Annotated in this window: 15 protein-coding genes; 6 read left to right on the forward strand and 9 right to left on the reverse strand. The window is 69.6% G+C overall.

What is annotated here, in order from left to right; all coding sequences use genetic code 11:
* Positions 1-18: 18 nt before the first annotated feature.
* The 7 genes from DC434_RS07455 to DC434_RS07485 form a co-directional block, all read right to left on the reverse strand.
* Complete coding sequence (locus DC434_RS07455; protein WP_116634631.1) at positions 19-1,467, reverse strand: GH1 family beta-glucosidase; 1,449 nt, start codon at positions 1,465-1,467, stop codon at positions 19-21.
* Positions 1,464-3,698 (reverse strand): alpha-xylosidase, encoded by a 2,235-nt coding sequence (gene yicI, locus DC434_RS07460; RefSeq protein ID WP_116634632.1) that lies wholly within the window; start codon positions 3,696-3,698, stop codon positions 1,464-1,466. Before yicI ends, DC434_RS07455 begins: the two co-directional genes overlap by 4 nt.
* Positions 3,698-4,585, reverse strand: a complete 888-nt coding sequence (locus DC434_RS07465; RefSeq protein ID WP_116634633.1) for a carbohydrate ABC transporter permease — start codon at positions 4,583-4,585, stop codon at positions 3,698-3,700. The genes yicI and DC434_RS07465 overlap by 1 nt, the downstream gene beginning before the upstream one ends.
* On the reverse strand, positions 4,585-5,550 hold the full coding sequence (locus tag DC434_RS07470) for a sugar ABC transporter permease (protein WP_116634783.1): 966 nt from the start codon (positions 5,548-5,550) through the stop codon (positions 4,585-4,587). Before DC434_RS07470 ends, DC434_RS07465 begins: the two co-directional genes overlap by 1 nt.
* Before the next feature lie 59 nt (positions 5,551-5,609).
* Positions 5,610-6,917 carry an extracellular solute-binding protein gene (locus tag DC434_RS07475; protein WP_116634634.1) on the reverse strand — a complete coding sequence of 436 codons (1,308 nt, stop codon included), beginning with the start codon at positions 6,915-6,917 and terminating at the stop codon, positions 5,610-5,612.
* A 123-nt stretch (positions 6,918-7,040) separates the two neighbouring features.
* Complete coding sequence (locus DC434_RS07480) at positions 7,041-8,051, reverse strand: LacI family DNA-binding transcriptional regulator (RefSeq protein ID WP_116634635.1); 1,011 nt, start codon at positions 8,049-8,051, stop codon at positions 7,041-7,043.
* A 212-nt stretch (positions 8,052-8,263) separates the two neighbouring features.
* Positions 8,264-8,722, reverse strand: coding sequence for a GNAT family N-acetyltransferase (locus DC434_RS07485; protein WP_116634636.1), 459 nt, complete (start codon positions 8,720-8,722; stop codon positions 8,264-8,266).
* A gap of 175 nt (positions 8,723-8,897) precedes the next feature.
* Here DC434_RS07485 and DC434_RS07490 point away from each other — a divergent pair, with 175 nt between their 5' ends.
* Positions 8,898-11,117: an NADP-dependent isocitrate dehydrogenase gene (locus DC434_RS07490; protein WP_116634637.1), complete on the forward strand. Its 2,220-nt coding sequence runs from the start codon at positions 8,898-8,900 to the stop codon at positions 11,115-11,117.
* Between the two features lie 73 nt (positions 11,118-11,190).
* Here DC434_RS07490 and DC434_RS07495 read toward each other — a convergent pair whose 3' ends face one another.
* The gene (locus DC434_RS07495; protein ID WP_116634638.1) at positions 11,191-12,666 is read right to left on the reverse strand and encodes a L,D-transpeptidase; all 1,476 of its coding nucleotides are present in this window, start codon (positions 12,664-12,666) and stop codon (positions 11,191-11,193) included.
* A gap of 96 nt (positions 12,667-12,762) precedes the next feature.
* Positions 12,763-13,167: a RidA family protein gene (locus DC434_RS07500; protein WP_116634639.1), complete on the reverse strand. Its 405-nt coding sequence runs from the start codon at positions 13,165-13,167 to the stop codon at positions 12,763-12,765.
* 25 nt (positions 13,168-13,192) lie between these two features.
* Here DC434_RS07500 and DC434_RS07505 point away from each other — a divergent pair, with 25 nt between their 5' ends.
* The 5 genes from DC434_RS07505 (at position 13,193) to DC434_RS07525 (ending at position 20,709) form a co-directional block, all read left to right on the forward strand.
* Positions 13,193-14,407: an alanine racemase gene (locus tag DC434_RS07505; RefSeq protein ID WP_243408851.1), complete on the forward strand. Its 1,215-nt coding sequence runs from the start codon at positions 13,193-13,195 to the stop codon at positions 14,405-14,407.
* The gene (locus tag DC434_RS07510; RefSeq protein ID WP_116634640.1) at positions 14,398-17,667 is read left to right on the forward strand and encodes a family 20 glycosylhydrolase; all 3,270 of its coding nucleotides are present in this window, start codon (positions 14,398-14,400) and stop codon (positions 17,665-17,667) included. Before DC434_RS07505 ends, DC434_RS07510 begins: the two co-directional genes overlap by 10 nt.
* Positions 17,668-17,746: 79 nt before the next feature.
* Positions 17,747-18,934 carry an ROK family transcriptional regulator gene (locus DC434_RS07515; protein WP_116634641.1) on the forward strand — a complete coding sequence of 396 codons (1,188 nt, stop codon included), beginning with the start codon at positions 17,747-17,749 and terminating at the stop codon, positions 18,932-18,934.
* Between the two features lie 37 nt (positions 18,935-18,971).
* On the forward strand, positions 18,972-19,937 hold the full coding sequence (locus DC434_RS07520; RefSeq protein ID WP_207769921.1) for an ROK family protein: 966 nt from the start codon (positions 18,972-18,974) through the stop codon (positions 19,935-19,937).
* Entirely contained in the window at positions 19,930-20,709 is a 780-nt protein-coding gene (locus DC434_RS07525; protein WP_116634642.1) for a glucosamine-6-phosphate deaminase, read from the forward strand. Before DC434_RS07520 ends, DC434_RS07525 begins: the two co-directional genes overlap by 8 nt.
* Positions 20,710-20,713: the final 4 nt, after the last annotated feature.

Below are 20,713 nucleotides of genomic sequence, written 5' to 3' on the forward strand. Positions count from 1 at the left end.
CCGGCTCGCGACCGAGGCCTAGGCTCCCACGGTCCGCGTCCGCACGAGCTCGCGGTACCAGTGCCCCGAGTCCTTCACGGTGCGCTCGAGCGTGTCGAAGTCGACCCGCACGATCCCGAATCGCTTGGCATAGCCGTAGCCCCACTCGAAGTTGTCGAGCAGCGACCACACGAAGTACCCGCGCAGGTCGACCCCGCGCTCGAGCGCGCGGTGCGCGGCGGTGAAGTGCCGACGCAGGTAGTCGGTGCGCTCCGGATCGGGGACCGCGCCGTCTTCGGCGACCTCGTCTTCGAAGGCAGCCCCGTTCTCGGTGACCATGAGCGCCTGATCCGGGAACTGCTCCGACAGCGACACGAGCAGCTCCTCGAGCCCCTCCGGTGCGATGTTCCAGCCCATGGCCGTGTACGGCCCGGGCTGCTCGACGAACTCCACGATCCGGTCGCTTCCGGGCCATGCCGTGCCGCCCTCGGCGCCCTTGTGTCCGTCGTTCTGCTGCTTCTCGGACACGCCGTCCCAGAGCCGTACGGTCGCGGTCGAGTAGTAGTTCACGCCGAGCACGTCGATCGGCTGCGCGATCGTGGCGAGGTCTCCGGCCTGAACGAAGTCCCAGTCGGTGACGGATGCCGTGTCAGCCAGCAGATCGGCGGGGTACTCGCCCCGCAGCATCGGTCCGGTGAACGCCCGGTTCGCCAGGGCATCGATGCGCCGCACGGCCTCGGCGGCGCCCTCTCCCTGCCCGCGGAGCACATGGAAGTTCAGCGTCACCGAGTAGTCGGGGTCGCCGCTCGACGTCGCTCGCAGCACCTGGATCGCACGCCCGTGCGCGAGGTTCAGGTGGTGCACGGCCGCCAGCGCCGATGCCGGCTCATGCCGACCCGGCGCGTGCCCGCCCTGCCCGTAGCCGAGATAGGCAGAGCACCACGGCTCGTTGAGGGTGGTCCACGTGTGCACGCGGTCGCCGAGCGCGGAACCCATGATCTCGGCGTAGCGCTCGAAGGCATCGGTCGTCGCGCGGGCCGTCCAGCCTCCGGCATCCTCCAGGTACTGGGGGAGATCCCAGTGGTACAGGGTGGCCACCGGGCGGATGCCGCGCTCGAGCAGCCCGTCGACGAGCCGCGAGTAGAAGTCGACCCCTGCCTGATTCACCTCGCCCGAGGCCGTCGGCACGATGCGGGGCCAGGCGATCGAGAAGCGATAGGCCTGCAGGCCCAGGTCCTGCATCAGGTCGAGGTCCTCGTCGACGCGGTGGTAGTGGTCGCACGCGACGTCTCCCGTGTCGCCGTTCCAGACGCGTCCCGGTGTCTTGCTGAACGTGTCCCAGATCGACGGGGTGCGCCCGTCCTCGGCCGCCGCGCCCTCGATCTGGTACGAGGCGGTGGCCGAGCCGAAGGTGAAGCCCTCCGGGAAGACGAGACCGGAGCCCCGGTAGTCGTCGCGCGGGATGAGCGGGGTGAGCGGGCTGGTCATCCGGTGATCTCCTCGAGGTCGACGTCGTAGGTCACACTACGGCCATCCGGATTCGTCACGGTCACCGATCCGGCGCCCGTCCCGCCGGGGAAGACGCGCAGCTGCAGCCCGTCGTGGTAGTCGTACCCGGGTCCGTCGACGCGTGCGCCCCAGGGGAGCGCGGTGCCGGGCCGCACATACAGCGGCAGGGAGTCGAAGCCGTGGGTCTCGCGGCGCCACGAGCCTCCCGTCACGGTCTCCCCGGTGAGGAGCGACGTCCACTCGCCCGCGGGCAGATAGAAGTCGACGGTGCCCTCGGCCGAGAACACCGGGGCGACGAGCAGATCCGACCCGAGCATGTACTGGCGGTCGAGATAGGCGGCGGCCGGGTCGTCCGGGAACTCGAGCACCATCGGCCGCATGAGCGGTACGCCGGTCGCCGCGGCATCGAGCCCCTGCTGGTAGAGATACGGCATCAGTCGCATCTTCAGGTGCGTGAAGCGCCGGGTCACATCGACAGCCTCCTCGTCGAATGCCCACGGCACGCGGTACGAGCTCGACCCGTGGAAGCGCGAATGCGAGCCGAGCAGCCCGAACGCGGTCCAGCGCTTGAACACCGCGGCATCCGGCGTTCCCTCGAATCCGCCGATGTCGTGGCTCCAGAACGCGAAGCCGCTCAGCGCGAGGGAGAGGCCCCCGCGCAGGGTCTCAGCCATCGACGCGAACGTCGAGGTCGAGTCTCCGCCCCAGTGCACGGGCATGCTCTGGCCGCCCGCGGTCGCGGACCGGGCGAACAGCACGGCCTCGCCGTCACCGCGGACGTCAGTGAGCACCTCGAACACGGCGCGGTTGTACAGCTCCGTGTAGAGGTTGTGCATGCGCTCGGGGTCGGCGCCGTCCGCCCACACGACGTCGGTGGGGATGCGCTCCCCGAAGTCGGTCTTGAAGCAGTCGACGCCCTGCGCGATGAGCGCGCGGAGCTGCGACTGGTACCACGCCGTCGCGTCGGGATTCGTGAAGTCGACGAGCCCCATGCCCGCCTGCCAGAGGTCCCATTGCCATACCGATCCGTCGGCGCGGCGCACCAGGAATCCCTGATCGGCGGCCTCGCGGAACAGCGGCGAACGCTGCGCGATGTACGGGTTGATCCAGACGCAGACGCGGATGTCCTTGTCGTGCAGGCGTCCGAGCATGCCCTCGGGGTCGGGGAAGACCCGCGGATCCCACTCGAAGTCGCACCAGTTGAACTCGCGCATCCAGAAGCAGTCGAAGTGGAAGACCGACACAGGCAGCTCGCGAGCGGCCATCTCGTCGATGAACGAGTTCACGGTCTGCTCGTCGTAGTCGGTCGTGAAGCTCGTCGACAGCCAGAGGCCGTAGGACCACGCCGGAACGACCGGCGGCCGCCCGGTCAGCGCCGTGTAGCGGCCCAGCACCTGCTTCGGCGTGGGGCCGGCGATCACGAAGTACTCCAGCACCTCGCCCGAGACCGAGAACTGCACGCGCTCGACGGCCTCGGACCCGATCTCGTAGGAGACGTGACCCGGGTCGTTGACGAGCACCCCGTATCCGCGGTCGGAGAGGTGGAACGGCACGTTCTTGTACGCCTGCTCGCTCGAGGTGCCGCCGTCGGCGTTCCAGATCTCGACCGTCTGGCCGTTCTTGACCAGGGGACCGAAGCGCTCGCCGAGCCCGTAGATGTGCTCGCCCACACCGAGATCGAGCTGTTCATGCAGGAAGGCGGATGCCGCCGGCATCCGTCCTCCCTGCCGGGCGTTGCCCACGATGCCCGGATCGACCTGCGCGTCGTCGGCGAGACGGATGTACCCCTGCGCCTTGTGGCCGCTGCCGGTGACCCGATGCCCGTCGACCTCGAACGCCAGGTTCCAGGGGGCGCCCGGGGCGATCCGGGCGACGAGTGCGCCCGCGTTCACGACGCCGCCGGCCTCCGAGACCGAGACGGATGCCGTGCTGCGCTCTGCCCCGGGAAGGGCGAAGCCTCCGTGCCATCGCCCGCCGGTGTGGTGTGCGATGCGCACGCGGATCACGCCCTCCGCGGGGGAGGAGAGCGTCGTGGTCAGCACCGGCCGGTTGAGCACGTCGCCGCGCCGGGCGATCACCATGGTCGGAGCGGTGATGACGATGCCGGGGCCATCGGGGGTGTCGTCGGTCGCCGCGATGTCGTAGGCCTCCTGTGCGTGGAGCGCGGTGACGCCGGGACGAAGCTGCCAGAACCCGTCGGTGAACTTCATTACTTGACTGCTCCTGCCGTGATGCCGCGTGTCAGCGTGCGCTGGAAGATGAGGAAGAAGATGAGCGTGGGGATGATGCCGAGAAGAGCCGACGCGCTCGTCGTCGTGACGTCCATCAGACGGTCGCCCTGCAGCACGCTGATCGCGACCGGGACGGTCTGGTTGGCGTTCGAGGCGAGGAACGTCAGCGGGATGAGGAACTCGTTCCACGTCCAGATGAAGAAGAAGATGAGCAGCACCGACAGGGTCGGCCGGCTGATCGGGAAGATCACGCGCCAGAGGATCTGCCAGCGAGTCGCGCCGTCGAGCGAGGCCGCCTCGAGGATCTCCTTGGGGAACGTGCCGTACACGGAGGACAGCAGGTAGGTGCCGAAGGCGGCCTGGATCACGGTGAACACGATGATCACCGCCCACACGTTGTCGTACAGCCCCACCGATTTGAACATGTAGTACAGCGGGTAGAGCAGGGCCTCCTGCGGCAGCAGGTTGGCCATGAGGAACAGCAGCACGATCCAGCTGCGCCCGCGGATGCGGCCGATGCCGATCGCGAAGGCATTCAGCATCGAGATCACGACGGCCAGCACCGCGACGATGCCGGAGATGAAGATCGAGTTCCAGACCTTCTCGGGGAAGTTCACCCGCTCCCAGAACTTGATGATCCCGCCGAAGTCGGGCGTCTCGGGGAAGGCGAGGGGACCGGATGTGGCGTAGTCCACCGGCGACTTGAACGAGTTCACCAGCACGAGGTAGAACGGCGCGATCACGAGCAGCGCACCCACGACGACGAGGGCGAGCAGCAGCCAGTCGACGGGCCGCTTCTTGGTCATGCCGCCGCGGGCACGGCTCTTCGACGGCTTGCCGGTGACGATGGCAGTGGTGGCGTGCATCACAGTCCCGCCCTTTCCTTGCGCTCGAGCGAGTTCTGCACGCGGATGAACACGATCGACACGATGACCACGACGATGGTGAGCACGGTGGCGATGGTCGCGCCGTAGCCGACGTTCCGCTTGGTGAAGAACTCCTGGTACGCGTAGTAGGCCGGCACGAGCGTGGCGCCCGCGGGTCCGCCGCGCGTGATGATGTAGACCGGGCCGAACACCTTCAGGGCCGCGATCGTGCAGGTCAGCGTCACGACGAAGATCTCCGGGCGGATGATGCTCATCGTGATGGCCGTGAACCGCTGCAGCCAGTTGGCCCCGTCGAGCTCCGCCGCCTCGTAGAGCTCGGGATCGACGCGCTGCAGAGCCGCCATGAACACGACGACCGGATAGCCGAGCTGCACCCACACCATGACGAGCATCAGCACGATGAGCGCGGAGGGCATCTGACCCAGCCAGTCGTAGGACGGCAGTCCGAAGGCGCCGAGGATCTGGTTGAGGGCTCCGTCTCCGCCCGGACGCACGATCCATCCGATCACGATGCCGGCGACGGCGATGGGCAGGATCTGCGGGAGGTAATAGGTGGCCCGCAGGAAGCTGCCGACCTTGCCGCCGAACTTGCGGCCGACGACGTCGAACAGCAGGGCGGCGACGATGAGACCGACGATCGTGGGGACCACGACCATCGCCAGGATCATCCAGACGGAGTTCGTGAACGACGTCCAGAAGTCGCTGTCGGTGAGGATCTTCTGCCAGTTCTCCAGCCCGATGAACTCCGGCGTGCGCACGCCCTTCCACTTCGTGAAGGTGAGGTACACGTTCCAGATGAGCGGGATGATGACGACGACGAGCAGCAGAGCGAAGCCGGGAAGAAGGTACATCCAGTAGGCGCCGGTCCCGCCGCTGCGCTGCGGGATGGACGGCTGTTCGGGCGGCAGCTTCTGGCGGCGGCCCTCGCGGGTGGCGAGCGACATGTTCATCTCCAGGAGGAGGCGGGGACGGCGATCCTGAGGATGCCGCCCCCGCGGACGGATCAACGGAATTCGGCGGTGCCTTCGTCGTACTGCTCACCGAGGTTGGTGTTCGTGGTCTTCACGTCCTGCACACCGGTGACCAGACCCTGGAGCTCCTGGACGATGACGTCGTAGAAGCCGGGGGCGGGCCAGTCCGGGTAGAACGACAGGCCGTCGGCGTCGAGCACGCCGTTGAACGTCTCGATGAGGGCCGCGCTCTTCTCGTCGGTGATGTCGGCGGTGTCCGCGGCCACGGGCAGACCGCCGTTGTTGCCGATGATCGCCTGGATCTCGGGCCGCATGGTGATGTCGATGAACTCGTAGGCGAGCTCCTTGTTGGCGGCGTTCTCGGGGACGACCCAGAGGTTGCCCGAGGAGCCCAGCGAGAGATCGGCGCCGGGGAAGGCGGTCATCGTCCAGTCGAAGCCCGTGGCCTCGGCCACGAAACGACCGAACCACCACGAGCCCGACACGAAGATGGGGGAGTTGCCGTTGATGAACGAGACGCCGGCGTCCTCGGCCTTGACCGAGGAGACGTCGGAGGCGATGTAGCCCTTGTCGACGTACTCCTTCAGGGTCTCGGTCGCGGCCGTGACCTCGGGTCCCTGCCAGTCGACCTCGCCGTCGTAGAGCTGGTAGGCGTCGACGAATCCGCGGTCGCCCTCGAGCAGCGCGAGCTGGTACCAGAGCTGTCCGAGGGGGTACTCGGCGCCGGCCTCCGCCAGCGGCGTGATGCCCTTCGCGACGAAGGCGTCGAGCACGTCGACGAACTCGTCGTAGGTCGTGGGGATCTCGAGTCCCGCCGCCGCGAACGCGTCCTGGTTGTAGTAGACGCCGACGAACTCGCCGTAGTTCGGCACACCGAACCAGGTGTCGCCGCCCATGACCCCGTCTTCGGAGTACTTCGCGGTCGTCTGCAGGGAGGGCGCGAGCTTCTCATCCCAGCCGTACTCGTCCACGGCATCCGAGATGTCGGCGATCAGGCCGGTCGACGCGAGGAACCCCGCTGTCGCGTTGCCCTTGTTGAACTCCATCAGGTCCGGTGCCGCGTCGGTGTCGAGCACCTGGCTGGCGGTCTTCTGGATCTGCTCGAAGGACTTCTCCTCGAACTCGACCTTCGCGCCGGTCTCCTCTTCGAAGATCTTGATGGCCTCGGCCCATGCCTTGCCCATCGCGCTGTCGGCTCCCTCGTAGTGCCACAGCTTGAGGGTCTTGCCATCACCGCCGTCGTCGCCGGAGCCGGCCGTGCAGCCGCTCAGGGCGATCCCCGTCGCGGTGAGCGCGGCCATCACGGCGAGCGCCTTCGTCCTGCGGATGTTGCGTGCCATCGTCGGCACTCCTTTCTCGGTGGCCCGTCGGGCCGGACACTTCTCTGGGGCGGGTCTTCAGTTGTGGGGGTGCAATCGTCGAAGCGTTTCGACAATGCGCAGGCAGGAGCGTCGGGTCGGATGTCAGCCCCGAGGGGCGACCGATCCGACGGAGCGGTATTCGGGTGGGAGGAGATGGATCCCCGGTCGCACGTCCGCCTCTTCCAGGCGGCGGACCGCGAGGTCGACGGCGAGCTCGCACGACTGCTGCGGCACGAGGGGGATGGTGTCGACCGGGACGGCGAGGGTCGTCGTGTCGAAGGAGGCGGCGGCGGAGATCACGGACACGTCGTGCCCGACGCGCAGCCCGTGCTCGTCGAGGACGGTCAGCAGCGCCCCGTGCACATCGTCGACGGCGTGCACGATGAAGGCCCGGTCGCCGCGCGCGATCGCCGTCTCCGCGGCCGCTCGCACGGCGGCGATGTCGGTGGCCGCCGCGCCCGTGGTCACCCAGTCGAGAGCGACCCCGCGCTCGACGGCGCGATCCTGGACTCCGTGGAGCAGCCGCCGCGGGAAGTTCGACTTCCGGTACGAGACCTCGGTCTGACCGAGGAGGGTGATGCGTGTGTGCTCGGCGTCCGCCAGACGATCGACGGCGAGGTGTCCGGCCGCCTCGAAGTCGAGGTCGACGCAGGTCAGGCCCTCGTGGTCGTCGGGTATCCCGATGAACACCGTGGGGGTGCGCACCGTCCGCGCGATCGCCGCGCGCTCATCGTCCGGCGCGACATCGAGCACGAGGATCGCGTCGACGAGGTTGCTGGCCGCCACGCGGTTCATGCCTTCGGATGCCTGCTCGTCGGTCAGCAGGAGGATGTCGTATCCGCGCCGGCGTGCAGCCACGGCCGTCGCCAGCACGAAGGCCATGTGCGTCGGGGCGTGCGTGTCCGCGCGCAGGGGCTCGGTCAGCGCGAAGATGTGCGTACGCCTTCCGGCCAGCATCCGGGCTCCGGCATCCGGCTCGTAGCCGAGCGCACGTGCGGCATCCTCGATGCGCACGCGGGTCTTCTCGGACACCGGACGCTTGCCGCTGAGCGCGTAGGAGACCGTGCTGATCGACACTCCGGCGGCCTCGGCCACCTCGTGGATCGTCGTCATCGTGACTCCATCGTCGTCATGCGGGAATGCTGTCGAAGCGTTTCGCTAATGCCTCTGGAGCGATGATACGCACGGCGATGAGAGGAGCGCAAGCTTTTTGTGGTTGCTCGCAACATATTCGTGACGATCGGCGTGGGAGCGGTCCCGCCGATGGTCGATGAAAGGCGACGGAGTCTCGATGGGGGAGGGGATTCGAGACCCCGCCGCCGGTCTCAGGGTGTGACGCGGATCTCGGCGATGATCTCGCCGTATGCCGTCTCGCCGACGGGCGTGAAGCCGACGCGGTGGAAGAAGTTCTCCGGTCCGCCGTCGCCTGCCTCGTAGATCACGTTCACGTGGTCGACCTCGCGGCGACGCGCTTCGTCGATGAGCGACTCGACCGCGAAGCGCCCGACGCCGCGACCCTGATCGTCGGCGTCGACGTTGATGCGCCAGAGAACGGAGCGGAAATGCTCCTCCGGCGCCTCGTCGTCGAAGTTCGCGCTGACGAACCCCACGACCTCGTCGCGATCGAGGATCACCCGCTGCCACGACGTCTGCGGGTTGATGACGGTGGCCGCGATCCCGTAGGAGACGGGGGCGAGGAACTGCTCCTGTCCGGGCTTTAGCGACAGGTTGTTCACGGCGACGATCGTCGCAGCGGAGAGTTCGACCATGCGCAGTTCGGACATGATCCCAGGCTAACCCCTCCCGCGCGGAGGAACACGTTTCGGAGGAACATTTCGCTCACGGCCGCAACGGGATCGGTTTCCGGATGCCTTGGCGAGGCGTGCGGCCCACGCGGCGAGAGCGGCTCAGGTATCTTGGTATCGAGACAAATAGACCCCGCGAACGGAGAACCTCCTGGTGACCGACGACGCCATCATCTACACCTACACCGACGAGGCGCCGGCCCTTGCCACCGCCTCCTTCCTGCCGATCATCCAGGCCTACACCGGCCAGGCGGGCATCGAGGTGGAGACCCGCGACATCTCGCTGGCCGGCCGCATCCTCGCCGCCTTCCCGCAGAAGCTCACCCCCGAGCAGCAGGTCGGCGACTCGCTCGCCGAGCTCGGCGGCCTCGCCACCCTGCCCGAGGCGAACATCATCAAGCTGCCGAACATCTCGGCGTCCATCCCGCAGCTGAAGGGCGCGATCGCCGAGCTCCAGCAGCAGGGGTACGACATCCCGGACTTCCCGGACGAGCCCTCCTCGCTGGAGGAGAAGGACGTGCGGGCGCGCTACGACCGCATCAAGGGCTCGGCGGTCAACCCGGTGCTCCGCGAGGGCAACAGCGACCGACGCGCGCCGCTGGCGGTGAAGAACTACGCCAAGAAGCACCCGCACCGCAACAAGCCGTTCGCGGAGGGCTCGAAGACCCGCGTCGCGACGATGGGTCACGATGACTTCAAGAGCAACGAGCGCTCCTGGGTCGCCGCGCACGACGACGTTCTGAGCTTCCGCCACACGGCGGAGGACGGCACGGTCACCGTGCTCAAGGAGGGCCTGAAGGTCCTTCCGCGCGAGATCATCGACGCGACGTTCCTCTCGGCCGCCGACCTCGACGCGTTCCTCGACGAGACGCTGAAGACCGCGAAGGCCGACGGCATCCTGTACTCGGTGCACCTCAAGGCGACGATGATGAAGGTCAGCGACCCGATCATCTTCGGCCACGTCGTGCGGGCGTTCTTCGCGGATGTGTTCGCGCAGTACGGCGAGCAGCTCGCCGCCGCGGGCCTCAGCGCCAACGACGGTCTCGGCTCGATCCTCACCGGCCTCGCGAACATGGCAGGCGGCGACGAGATCGCCGCAGCGTTCGACAAGGCCATCGCCGAAGGCCCGGCACTGTCGTACGTGAACTCCGACAAGGGGATCACGAACCTCCACGTGCCGAGCGACGTGATCGTCGATGCATCGATGCCCGCGCTCGTGCGCAACGGCGGCAAGCTCTGGGGCAAGGACGGCGGCGAGGCGGACACGCTCGCGGTCATCCCGGACTCCTCGTACGCGAGCGTCTACCAGGCTGTGCTCGACGACGTCATCGCGAACGGTCCGCTGGACCCCGCCACGATCGGCACCGTGCCGAACGTGGGCCTGATGGCGCAGGCTGCCGAGGAGTACGGCAGCCACGACAAGACGTTCGAGATCGCCTCGGACGGCATCGTCCAGGTCCTCGACGGCGAAGGCACCGTGCTGATCGAGCACCGGGTCGGCAAGGGCGACATCTGGCGCGCGACGCAGACCAAGCACATCCCGGTGATGGACTGGGTGCGGCTCGCCGTGTCACGCGCACGGGCGACCGGCGTGCCGGCCGTGTTCTGGCTCGACGCGAACCGTTCGCACGACGCTCAGATCATCGCGAAGGTGCACCAGGGCCTCGCGACGCTCGACACCAAGGGGCTGACGATCACGATCCTCGCGCCCGAGGAGGCCACGCGCTACACGCTCGCGCGCATGCGCCACGGTCTGGACACGATCTCGGTCACCGGCAACGTGCTGCGCGACTACCTGACCGACCTGTTCCCGATCCTCGAGGTGGGCACGAGCGCCAAGATGCTCTCGATCGTCCCGCTCCTCGCGGGTGGCGGTCTGTTCGAGACGGGTGCTGGCGGCTCGGCCCCGAAGCACGTGCAGCAGCTGGTGGAGGAGAACTACCTCCGGTGGGATTCCCTGGGCGAGTTCTTCGCGCTGGCGGCGTCGCTCGAGCACTTCGCGGACCGCACGGGCAACGAGAAGGCCCGTGTCCTCGCCGAGACGCTGGATGCCGCGACCGGCACGTTCCTCGAGGAGGACCGTTCCCCGGGCCGCGCTCTCGGCACGATCGACAACCGCGGCAGCCACTTCTACCTCAGCCTCTACTGGGCTCAGGAGCTGGCTGCGCAGACGAAGGATGCCGAACTCGCGGCGTCGTTCGCGCCGATCGCCGCGACCCTCGCGGAGAACGAGGCGACCATCGTGTCCGAGCTCAACGCCGTGCAGGGCAAGCCCGTCGAGATCGGCGGCTACTACCGCCCGGACGACGCGCTCGTCGAGGCGGTCATGCGTCCGTCGGCCACGCTGAACGGCATCGTCGACGCTCTGCGCTGACGAACACACGAAAGGGGCCGGATGCGAATCGCATCCGGCCCCTTTCGCGTGCGTCTCGCGAGGAGACGTCCGCTCAGTGGTGGACCGAGACCTCGAGGCCGACGGGCGCCCAGTCGTAGACGTACTTCGCGACCGAGATGGGCATGTTCACGCATCCGTGACTCATCTGGTTGCCGAAGTTGTTGTGCCAGTAGGCGCCGTGGAAGGCGATGTCCGGCGCGAACCAGGTGTTCCACGGGACATCCTTGGTGACGTAGTCCGTGCCGATCATGTCCTGGATCTCGGTGTGCGCGAACACGGTGAAGTTCCCGGTCGGGGTGGGAGTCGCGTCCAGACCGGAGGAGATCGCCCACGACTCCACGACGGCGCCGTTCTCATACAGCGTGGCGCGCTGCGCGCCGAGGTCGACGTCGATCCGCCGGAAGAGCGTGACGGTCTCGAAGGGGACCTCGGTGACCGAGAGTGCGAAGACGCCATCGCCGGCGGCGAGCTGCTGGGCGAACTTCTCCGCCACGTCGGAGGTGTCGCCGACCGTGCGGCCGGTGACACCGGCCTGCTCCTCACGGAGGACGTTGCCGCCCGAATCGACGATGCTCGTGGCGCTGACCGGTGCGCGGTCGACGACGAGCGCGAGGTAGTCGGAGGTCGAGCTGATCGCCTGTGCGTCGGCCTCGATGCGCAGCTGGCCGTTGTCATCCACGACCGTCATCCAGCTGGCGGCGGTGGCCGCGTCGATCGGCACGGTGCGCTCGGCGCCGACGTAGAAGCCGATGGTGGTGAGCAGCGTGTTCATCTTCGCGGCCATCGCGGCGGCGTCTTCGTCGGAGACGGCGGCCGGAGCCTCGGCCGGGCCTCCGGGGAACTCGAGAGTCTTGCTGCCACCGGCGACGGCGTCGACGAATGCGGCGTTGAGCTCGCCCACGTCGATGCCGGTTCCGGCCTCGGCCGGCGTGGTCACGTAGGAGGCGGTGGCCGCGTCGAAGGCGACGCCGGCGTCGACCGGGTCTTCGAAGCTGGTCGGCACGGCGGCGCGCAGCGCGCTCGTCGCCTGCGCGGTGTCGAAGGAGATGTCGGCCGGGACCGGCTCGCCCATCCAGGCGCCGAGGTTCCACATCGGTGCCGTGGCGAACGCCTTGTCGGCGAGAGCCGTCGCGTCGACGGCGGCGCCGAGGTCGGCTCCGGTCAGCACGGTGCCCTCGCCGTCGCCCGTGAGGACGACCTCTGTCTCGGCGAGGTGGGCGTTGATCGCGTCGGCCGCGGCGCCCGGCGTCATCCAGCCGACCGGGATGCCGGCGACGGTCGTTCCCGGAGCGATGAGGACCATGGATGCGGCGCCCGCGCCGATGGCGACGACACCGAGGCCGAGACCGATCCAGAGCCCGAGGCGGCGCTTCTTCGGCGCCGGCTCCATCGGCGCCCAGGCGAGCGGCTGATCGCCGGTCGTGGGCGGCAGGGAATCGGTGGGTGCGATGACGGCCGTGGCCGCATCGTCGTCGCCATGCGCCTGTGCTGCGCCCGGTACTGAGATCACATCGGTCACGAACTTCACCCCCCGGTTCTCACGTGTCCTGATGCTCAATAGTACGTGATGGCAGGTAACGGGGAGGCAACGGTGTATGGGGGGCTCGCTCGGCGGGCCCCCGGGTCAGGAGATGACGGCGAGTCCGTCGATCTCGACGAGCATCTCCTCGCGGGGCAGACCTGTGAACACGGTGGTGCGCGCGGGGAGCACGCCGCTCGTGGTGTGGGCGGTCACGAAGGCGCCGTACGCCTCGTTCATGAGGGGGAAGTCCTCGCGCGTGGTGAGGTAGACGCGCAGCATGACCACGTCGTCGAACGTGGCGCCCGATGCCTCGACGATCGCCTTGACGTTCTCGAGGGTGCGGGTCGTCTGCGCGGCGACGTCACCGGGGAAGAGGTACTCGTTCGTCTCGGGGTGGACCGGGCCCTGGCCGGAGACCTGCACGATGGGGCCCTTCCGGACGCCCTGCGAGAAGGTGTGCGCGGGGGCGGGGGCTGCGTCGGTGGAAACTCGGGTCTTCGCGGTCATGGTTCCACCCTAGTAGCCTTGTTAGGTGCCTCTACAAATTCCGGATCCTGTTCTCGGCGCCTGGGCGAAGGGCTTCCCGGCCCGCGCATCCGGGCTGCGGCTGTCGGAGGTCGCGGACGCGGATCTGCGTCTCTCCGACCTGGTCACACCGGTGCTCACGGTGCAGGAGAGCGCGCTCGCTCACAACGAGGACACCGTCTTCTCCTGGGCGAGGGCGCAGGGTGTCGTGCTCGCCCCCCACGGCAAGACGACGATGGCGCCCGCGCTGTGGCAGCGACTGCTCGACGCCGGCGCGTGGGGGATCTCCGTCGCGACGCCCTGGCAGGCCGAGGTCGCCGTCGACGCCGGCGTGCCGACCGTGTTGATCGCGAACGCCGTGACGGATGCCGCGGCCGTATCGCGGCTCGGCGAACTCCTCGCGGCCGACGCGGGACTGCGCATCCTGTGCTGGGCCGACTCCGTCGCCGGGGTGGAGATCCTGGCGGGCGCGCTCGCGGATGCCGCCCGGCCGCTCGATGTCCTCGTCGAACTCGGCGGCGCCCACGGACGCACCGGCGCGCGCACCGTCGAGGAGGGGGAGCGGATCGCCGCGGCGATCTCCGACGCCCCCGGACTGCGCCTCGCGGGCGTCGCCGGCTACGAGGGGCCGTTCGGTCCCGACCGCAGCGACGCATCGGTCGCGGCGGTCGACGGATATCTGCAGACGCTGATCGAGCTGCATGAGCGTCTCGCCTATCCCGACGGTCTCCGGCCAGTGCTCAGCGCCGGAGGCAGCTCCTTCCCCGACCGCGCCGCCGCGGTGCTGACGCGGAGCGAGGGAGCTGACGTGGTGCTGCGGTCGGGGGCGTTCCAGATCCATGACGACGGCTTCTACAGCCGGATGTCGCCGTTCGGACCGCTCACCGGCACGACGCCGCTCCGGTCCGCGATGCATGCGTGGGCGCGGGTGGTCTCGCAGCCGGAGGAGAGCCTAGCTCTGCTCGACGCCGGGCGACGTGATGTGCCCTTCGATCTCGATCTCCCGGTGCCCCAGTCGGTGGACGGCGAGATCACGGCGCTCAACGACCAGCACGCCTTCCTCCGTCTCTCCGACGGAGCGACGGTCGACGTCGGGGACGTGGTGCGGCTCGGTCTCTCGCATCCGTGCACGGCCTTCGACAAGTGGAAGGTGGTCGCCGTCATCGACGACCCCGACGCCGCGGACCCCCGGGTGATCGGAGCGGTCGCGACATGCTTCTGAGTGCGGAGAAGGCGGCAGCAGGCCGCGTGCGGGTGTATCGCGGAGCGACCGTCGTCGACGGCACCGGCTCGCCGCGGTACACGGCCGACGTCGCGGTCGAGGGCGCCAGGATCGTCGCGATCGTGAGGGGCACGGATGCCCCGTCGCTCGACCTCGAACTGCCGGAGGGCGCGATCGAGGTCGATGCGACCGGGCTCGTCCTCGCGCCGGGCTTCATCGACATGCACGCGCACAGCGACCTCGCGGTCCTCACCGGCGTCGCGCACGACGCCAAGATCCGCCAGGGTGTGACGACCGAGGTGCTCGGTCAGGACGGCCTCGGATACGCGCCGCTGGACGAGGCGACGGCATCCGTCATCCCCGCGCAGATCGCCGGTTGGAACGGGACGCCCGCCGCCGCGCCCTGGCGCACGATGGACGACCTGCTCGCGGCGATCGACACCGCGACGGTCGGGAACGCCGCTGTGCTCGTGCCGCAGGGGAACCTCCGCATGATGGTCGTCGGACACGCGAACCGTCGCGCCACGTCGGACGAGGTCTCGACCATGTCGGCGATGCTCGGCCAGGCGCTGGACGCCGGTGCCTTCGGGATGTCGAGCGGCCTCACGTACACGCCCGGCATGTATGCGGACACCGACGAGCTCGAGGCACTGTGCCGTGTGGTCGCCGAGCGCGGCGGCTACTGGGCGCCGCACACGCGCAGCTACGGCGCGGGAGCGCTCGACGCCTACCGCGAGGCGCTCGACATCGGCCGGCGCACGGGCTGCCCGATCCACCTGACCCACGCGACGATGAACTTCGCCCCGAACCGCGGGCGTGCCGACGAGCTGCTGGCCCTGATCGACGCGGCGATCGCCGACGGCGTCGACGTGACGCTCGACACCTACCCCTACCTCCCCGGCGCCACGACTCTGGCCGCTCTGCTGCCCAGCAGGCTCGCCGCGACGGGCGACCTGCTGGGAGCGATCGCGGCGCTCGACGCGGCCGGCAGGGAAGCCGTGCGGGTGGAGCTCGAGGAGATCGGCTGCGACGGCTTCCACGGCGAGAAGGCCGACTGGTCGGCGATCCAGATCTCGGGCGCGGCCGATCCGGCCCTCGCGGAGCTGGTCGGTCGCACGGTCGCCGAGATCGCCGCGACGACGGGCCGTCGAGCGGTCGACGTCGTGCTCGACATGATCACCGCGGATGCCGGCGCCACCGGCATCCTGATGCACATCGGCGACGAGGAGAACGTCCGCGCCATCATGCGGCATCCGCGTCACACCGGCGGCAGCGACGGGATCCTGATCGGCGCCCGCCCGCACCCGCGCGGGCGGGGGACCTTCCCCCGCTACCTCGGGCACTACGTGCGCGAGCTCGGCGTCCTCACCCTCGAGGAGGCGGTGCGGCATCTGGCAGGCACCCCGGCCGCACGGCTGGGCCTCGACCGCGGCGATGCACCACGCGGCGTCATCCGCGAGGGGGCGATCGCCGACCTCGTGCTGTTCGACCCGCAGACGGTCGCCGCCGGCGCGACCTTCGAGCGGCCGCTCGGGGCGCCGATCGGCATCCTGGAGGTGCTCATCGGCGGTGTTCCCGTGCTGTCGGACGGGCAGGTCACGGGTGCGACGCCGGGGCGAGCGCTGCGGATGCCGCCGCCCGCGCATCGTGCGACGGTTCCGCGCATCGACTCCCGCATCGATCCGGCCGCTCCCGTGTTCTCCTGGGGGCCGGCGACGCCGATCGTCGCGGAGCCGGGACTGTCCGCATCCGTCGCCCGGCTGGGCGGGGGAGCGGCCGTCGAGGACGCGCCGCCGATCCGGCTCGTGATCGACGAGGGCATCGCCGCCGAGGTCGTGGAGGGCGCGCGGATCGGCGAGGAGGCGTTCCGCCTGACCATCGCCGCCGACGGCGTCGAGATCCGGGGAGCGAGCGCGGCGGGCGTCTTCCGGGGCGCCACGACCCTGCGACAGCTGCGCGACCCGGACGCCGCGTCGGCGACGCTGCCCGCGGGCGTGTGGCAGGGGGCGCCCGCGTACGGCTGGCGCGGGGTGATGCTCGACGTGGCACGTCACTTCCGCCCGGTCGACGAGGTGCGACGCCTCATCGACCTCCTCGCGGACCACCACCTGAACGTGCTCCATCTGCACCTCACCGACGATCAGGGCTGGCGCTTCGAGGTTCCCGGCTACCCGCGGCTCACCGAGGTCGGCTCCCGCCGATCGTCGACGCAGAGGGGACACGGTCCGCTCGCGACCGTCGAACCCGGCATCCACGAGGGGTTCTACACGACCGCCCAGCTGCGTGAGCTCGTCGCCTACGCGGCCGAGCGCTTCGTGACGCTCGTGCCGGAGGTCGAGCTGCCCGGCCACATCCAGGCCGGCCTCGCGGCATATCCCGAGCTGGGCAACACCGATGTCGGCGAACCGGTCACGGCGCCCTGGGAGCGCTTCGGCGTCAATCCGCGCACGCTCGCCCCGACCGAGGCGTCACTGGCGTTCGGCCGTGCGGCGATCGACGCACTGTGCGAGGCGTTCGACGCCGAATGGATCGGCATCGGCGGCGACGAGGTGCCCGTCACCGAGTGGGCGCGGAGCGCCGCGGCCGCCGAACGGATGCGCGAGCTCGGCCTCGCCACGCCCCACGACGTGCAGCCGTGGTTCACGGCCCAGTTCGTCGCACATGTCCGCAGCCGCGGGCGCACCGCGCTGGCGTGGGACGAGGTGCTCGAGGGGGAGGTCCCCGAGGGCGTCCGCATCCTCGCCTGGCGGGGTCCTGTCGCGATGCGGGAGGCGCTCGCGCGCGGCATCCCGGTCGTGGCGTGCCCCGACCTGGAGGTGTACCTGGACTACCCCCAGTCGGAGTCGGCGGAGGAGCCCATCCGCGTCGGACCGCCGCTGAGCATCGAGCGCGCCTACACCCTGCGCATCGAGGACGGCGCGGTCGGCGGTCAGGCGAACGTGTGGAGCGAGCATCTGCCCACTCCCGACCGCGTCGACTTCGCGATGTTCCCGCGGCTCGCGGCGATCGCCGAACGCCTCTGGGCGGGTGGGGAACCGGAGCCCTATGCTGACTTCGGACGCCGCCTGACGACGCACCTGCGCCGTCTGCAGGCCTCGGGGGTGCGGTACCGGCCCCTGGACGGTCCTGCGCCGGACCAGAGGCGCCCCGGAGTGCCGGGCAAGCCGCTCACGGTCGAGGCGCGGGAGGCGATCGTCGCGGGGCTGGTCGCCCGCCTCGTGGAGCTCTCGGATTCCCGCGCTGTCCTGCCTCGAAAGTAATGTAACGTTTCGGTAACCCTCGCCGCCCGCCTCGCGGCAGAGGTTGCACAAATTTTGTTCGTAAGGTCTACTAACAAACATGTCCGTTTCGGATGAACAGCGTGCCGCATCGCCGTCGGAGTACGGCGGTGCGAATGCGCACGCCTTCGGCCCCGGCCGGCACCTTCGCTCCCGGTCCAAGGTGCTCCCCGAGCACGCGCGCGGGCACAACCGTGCGCTCGTGCTGCAGACGCTCTACCACGCCGGAGCGATGAGCCGCGCCGACCTCTCGCGAGAGACAGGACTGACCCGGGTCACCATCTCCGACCTGGTCGCCGAGTTCATCGCCGACGGGATCGTCATCGAGATGGGTGTGCGCGAGGCCGTCGGCCCCGGCAAGCCTCCGATCCTGATCGACATCGACCGCATCGGGCACCAGATCCTCGGTCTCGACCTGTCCGGTCCGACCGCATTCGAGGGGGCCGTGCTCAGCCTCGACGGGGATGTCCTCGAGCGACGCGAGGTCGCCCGCCCGGAATCCCCGGACGGGGATGCCGTGTACGCGGCGACGCTCGAGCTCGCGCGCACCCTCGTCGCCGCATCGACGCAGCCGCTGCTGGGCGTCGGCATCGGCACGCCCGGTGTCGTCCGCCCCGACGGCGTCGTGCTCAGCTCGCCGAACCTCGGATGGTCGAACTTCCCGCTCGAGGCCAAGCTCAGCGTCGATCTCGACCTGCCGGTGCTCGCCCGCAACGACGCCAACGCGGCCGTGCTCGCCGAGTACACGTTCGGCGACGCCAAGGCCGACTTCATGCTGATCAAGCTCGGGCGCGGTGTCGGTGCCGGCCTCATCACGGGCAGCCAGCCCCTCCTCGGCAGCCGATTCGCCGCGGGGGAGATCGGGCACGTCGTCGTCGGGACCGACGGCGGTCCGCGCTGCGCCTGCGGCAAGGACGGCTGCCTCGAAGCGTGGCTCAGCGTCAGCCGCATGCGCGAGGCGCTCGCGGCCGACCCCGCCGCGCGCGACGAGATCCTCCGCGATTCGGGAACGCGCATGGCGATCGCCATCGCCCCGATCGTCGCGGCCCTCGACCTGTCCGAGGTCGTGCTCTCTGGCCCCGCCGATCTGCTCGACGGGATCCTCATCGACGCCGCCATCGAGACCCTGCACGCGCGCACGCTCGAGGGCGTCTTCGAAGACGTCGTGGTGCGCCGCACGCATCAGGACGACATCGTGCTGCGCGGGACCGCGGTGATGGTGCTCTCCGGACAGCTGGGAGTGTCGTGACCCGCGCCGCCCGCACGACAGACACAAGCGCCATCCGATGACCGGGGCACAGAACGTCGACCGGGCAGGTCGGCAGATTCGAGTGGGCCTGGACGTCGGCGGGACGAAGATCGACGCGGTCGCGGTCGACGGCTCTGGTGACATCCTCGGCCGCATCCGCCGTTCGACCGGCTGGGGCGATGACGCGGTGGTCGAGAGCATCGTCATGGCCGTCACCGCGCTCGCCGACGAGACGGGCTTCCCCGTCGCGGACATCGGGTCCGTCGGCATCGGCATCCCCGGCCTCGTCGACGTGACGCAGGGGCGCGTCGACCATGCGGTCAACCTCGGCGTCGAATCGCTCGATCTCGCCGCACGTGCCGAGCAGGAGCTCGGCATCCCCTTCCGTGTCGAGAACGACGTCAAGGCCGCCGCCCTCGGGGCTGCCGTCCTCAGCGGCGTCGCCGGCTCCATGGCGTACCTCAACCTCGGGACGGGCGTCGCGGCGGGCATCGTGATCGACGGACGCATCTGGCGCGGTTCGCGCGGCACGGCGGGCGAGGTCGGACACATCTCGGTCGACCCGCACGGCCGCCTGTGCGGATGCGGACAGTTCGGCTGCATCGAGACGTTCTGCGGGGGAGGTGCCCTCGCGAAGGCGTGGGGGCGCCCCGGCGCACTCCCGATCAGGGACATCTTCGATGCGGCGGACGCGGGAGACGCCGATGCGTCGGCGCTCCGCGACGATCTCTACCACGGCGCCGCCGCCGCCGTCCGCGTCCTCGTGCTGTCCGCCGACGTCGAGACGGTGGTCATCGGCGGTGGACTCACGGCGCTCGGAGCTCGGCTCGAGGACGGCATCCGCGCCGCACTGCACGCCGGCGCCGAGGCGTCACCGTTCATGCGGTCGCTGCGTCTGGATGAGAGAATCGAACTGCTCTCCGCGGGTTCTCCCGCGGCTGCCTTCGGCGCCGCTCTGGTCGGCGCCTCCGTCCCCGAGAAGGAGATCGTCCCCCATGGCTGAGGTCGTCATCGTCGAGAACGCGGCAGCCGCCGGCGCGCTGGTCGCCACCGAGATCGTCGAGCTCATCGAGCGCCGCCCCGACGCGGTGCTGGGTCTCGCCACGGGGTCCACCCCACTGCCCGTCTACCTCGCACTGCGCACGCAGCTCGCCGGTCACGATGTCTCGCAGGTCCGCGGCTTCGCGCTGGACGAGTACGTCGGCATCGACCCCGCGCACCCCGAGAGCTACCGTTCGGTGATCACGCGCGAGGTGGTCGAGCCGCTCGGCCTGGATCCGCAGCGCATCCACGTGCCCAACGGCGCCGAGGCGACGATCCAGCACGCCGGTGACGACTACGAGGCCGCGATCGCCGCAGCAGGAGGGGTGGACCTGCAGATCCTCGGGATCGGCACCGACGGGCACATCGGCTTCAACGAGCCCGGATCCTCCTTCGCCTCGCAGACCCGTGTGAAGACGCTCACGGAGCAGACCCGCGAGGACAACGCGCGCTTCTTCGACTCCATCGACGACGTGCCGCGGCACTGCATCACGCAGGGACTCGGAACCATCCTGAAGGCGCGCCACCTCGTGCTCCTCGCGTTCGGAGAAGGCAAGGCGCAGGCGGTCGCCGACGCTGTCGAGGGGCCGCTCACGGCCTTCCTCCCCGGCTCTGCGATCCAGCTGCACCCGCACGCCACGGTGGTCGTCGATGAGGCGGCGGCATCCCGCCTCCGTCTCGCCGACTACTACCGGTACACGTTCGCCAACAAGCCCGCCTGGCAGGGCATCTAGCGGG

The organism is Microbacterium sp. TPD7012, from assembly GCF_003075395.1.
Taxonomy (GTDB): domain Bacteria; phylum Actinomycetota; class Actinomycetes; order Actinomycetales; family Microbacteriaceae; genus Microbacterium.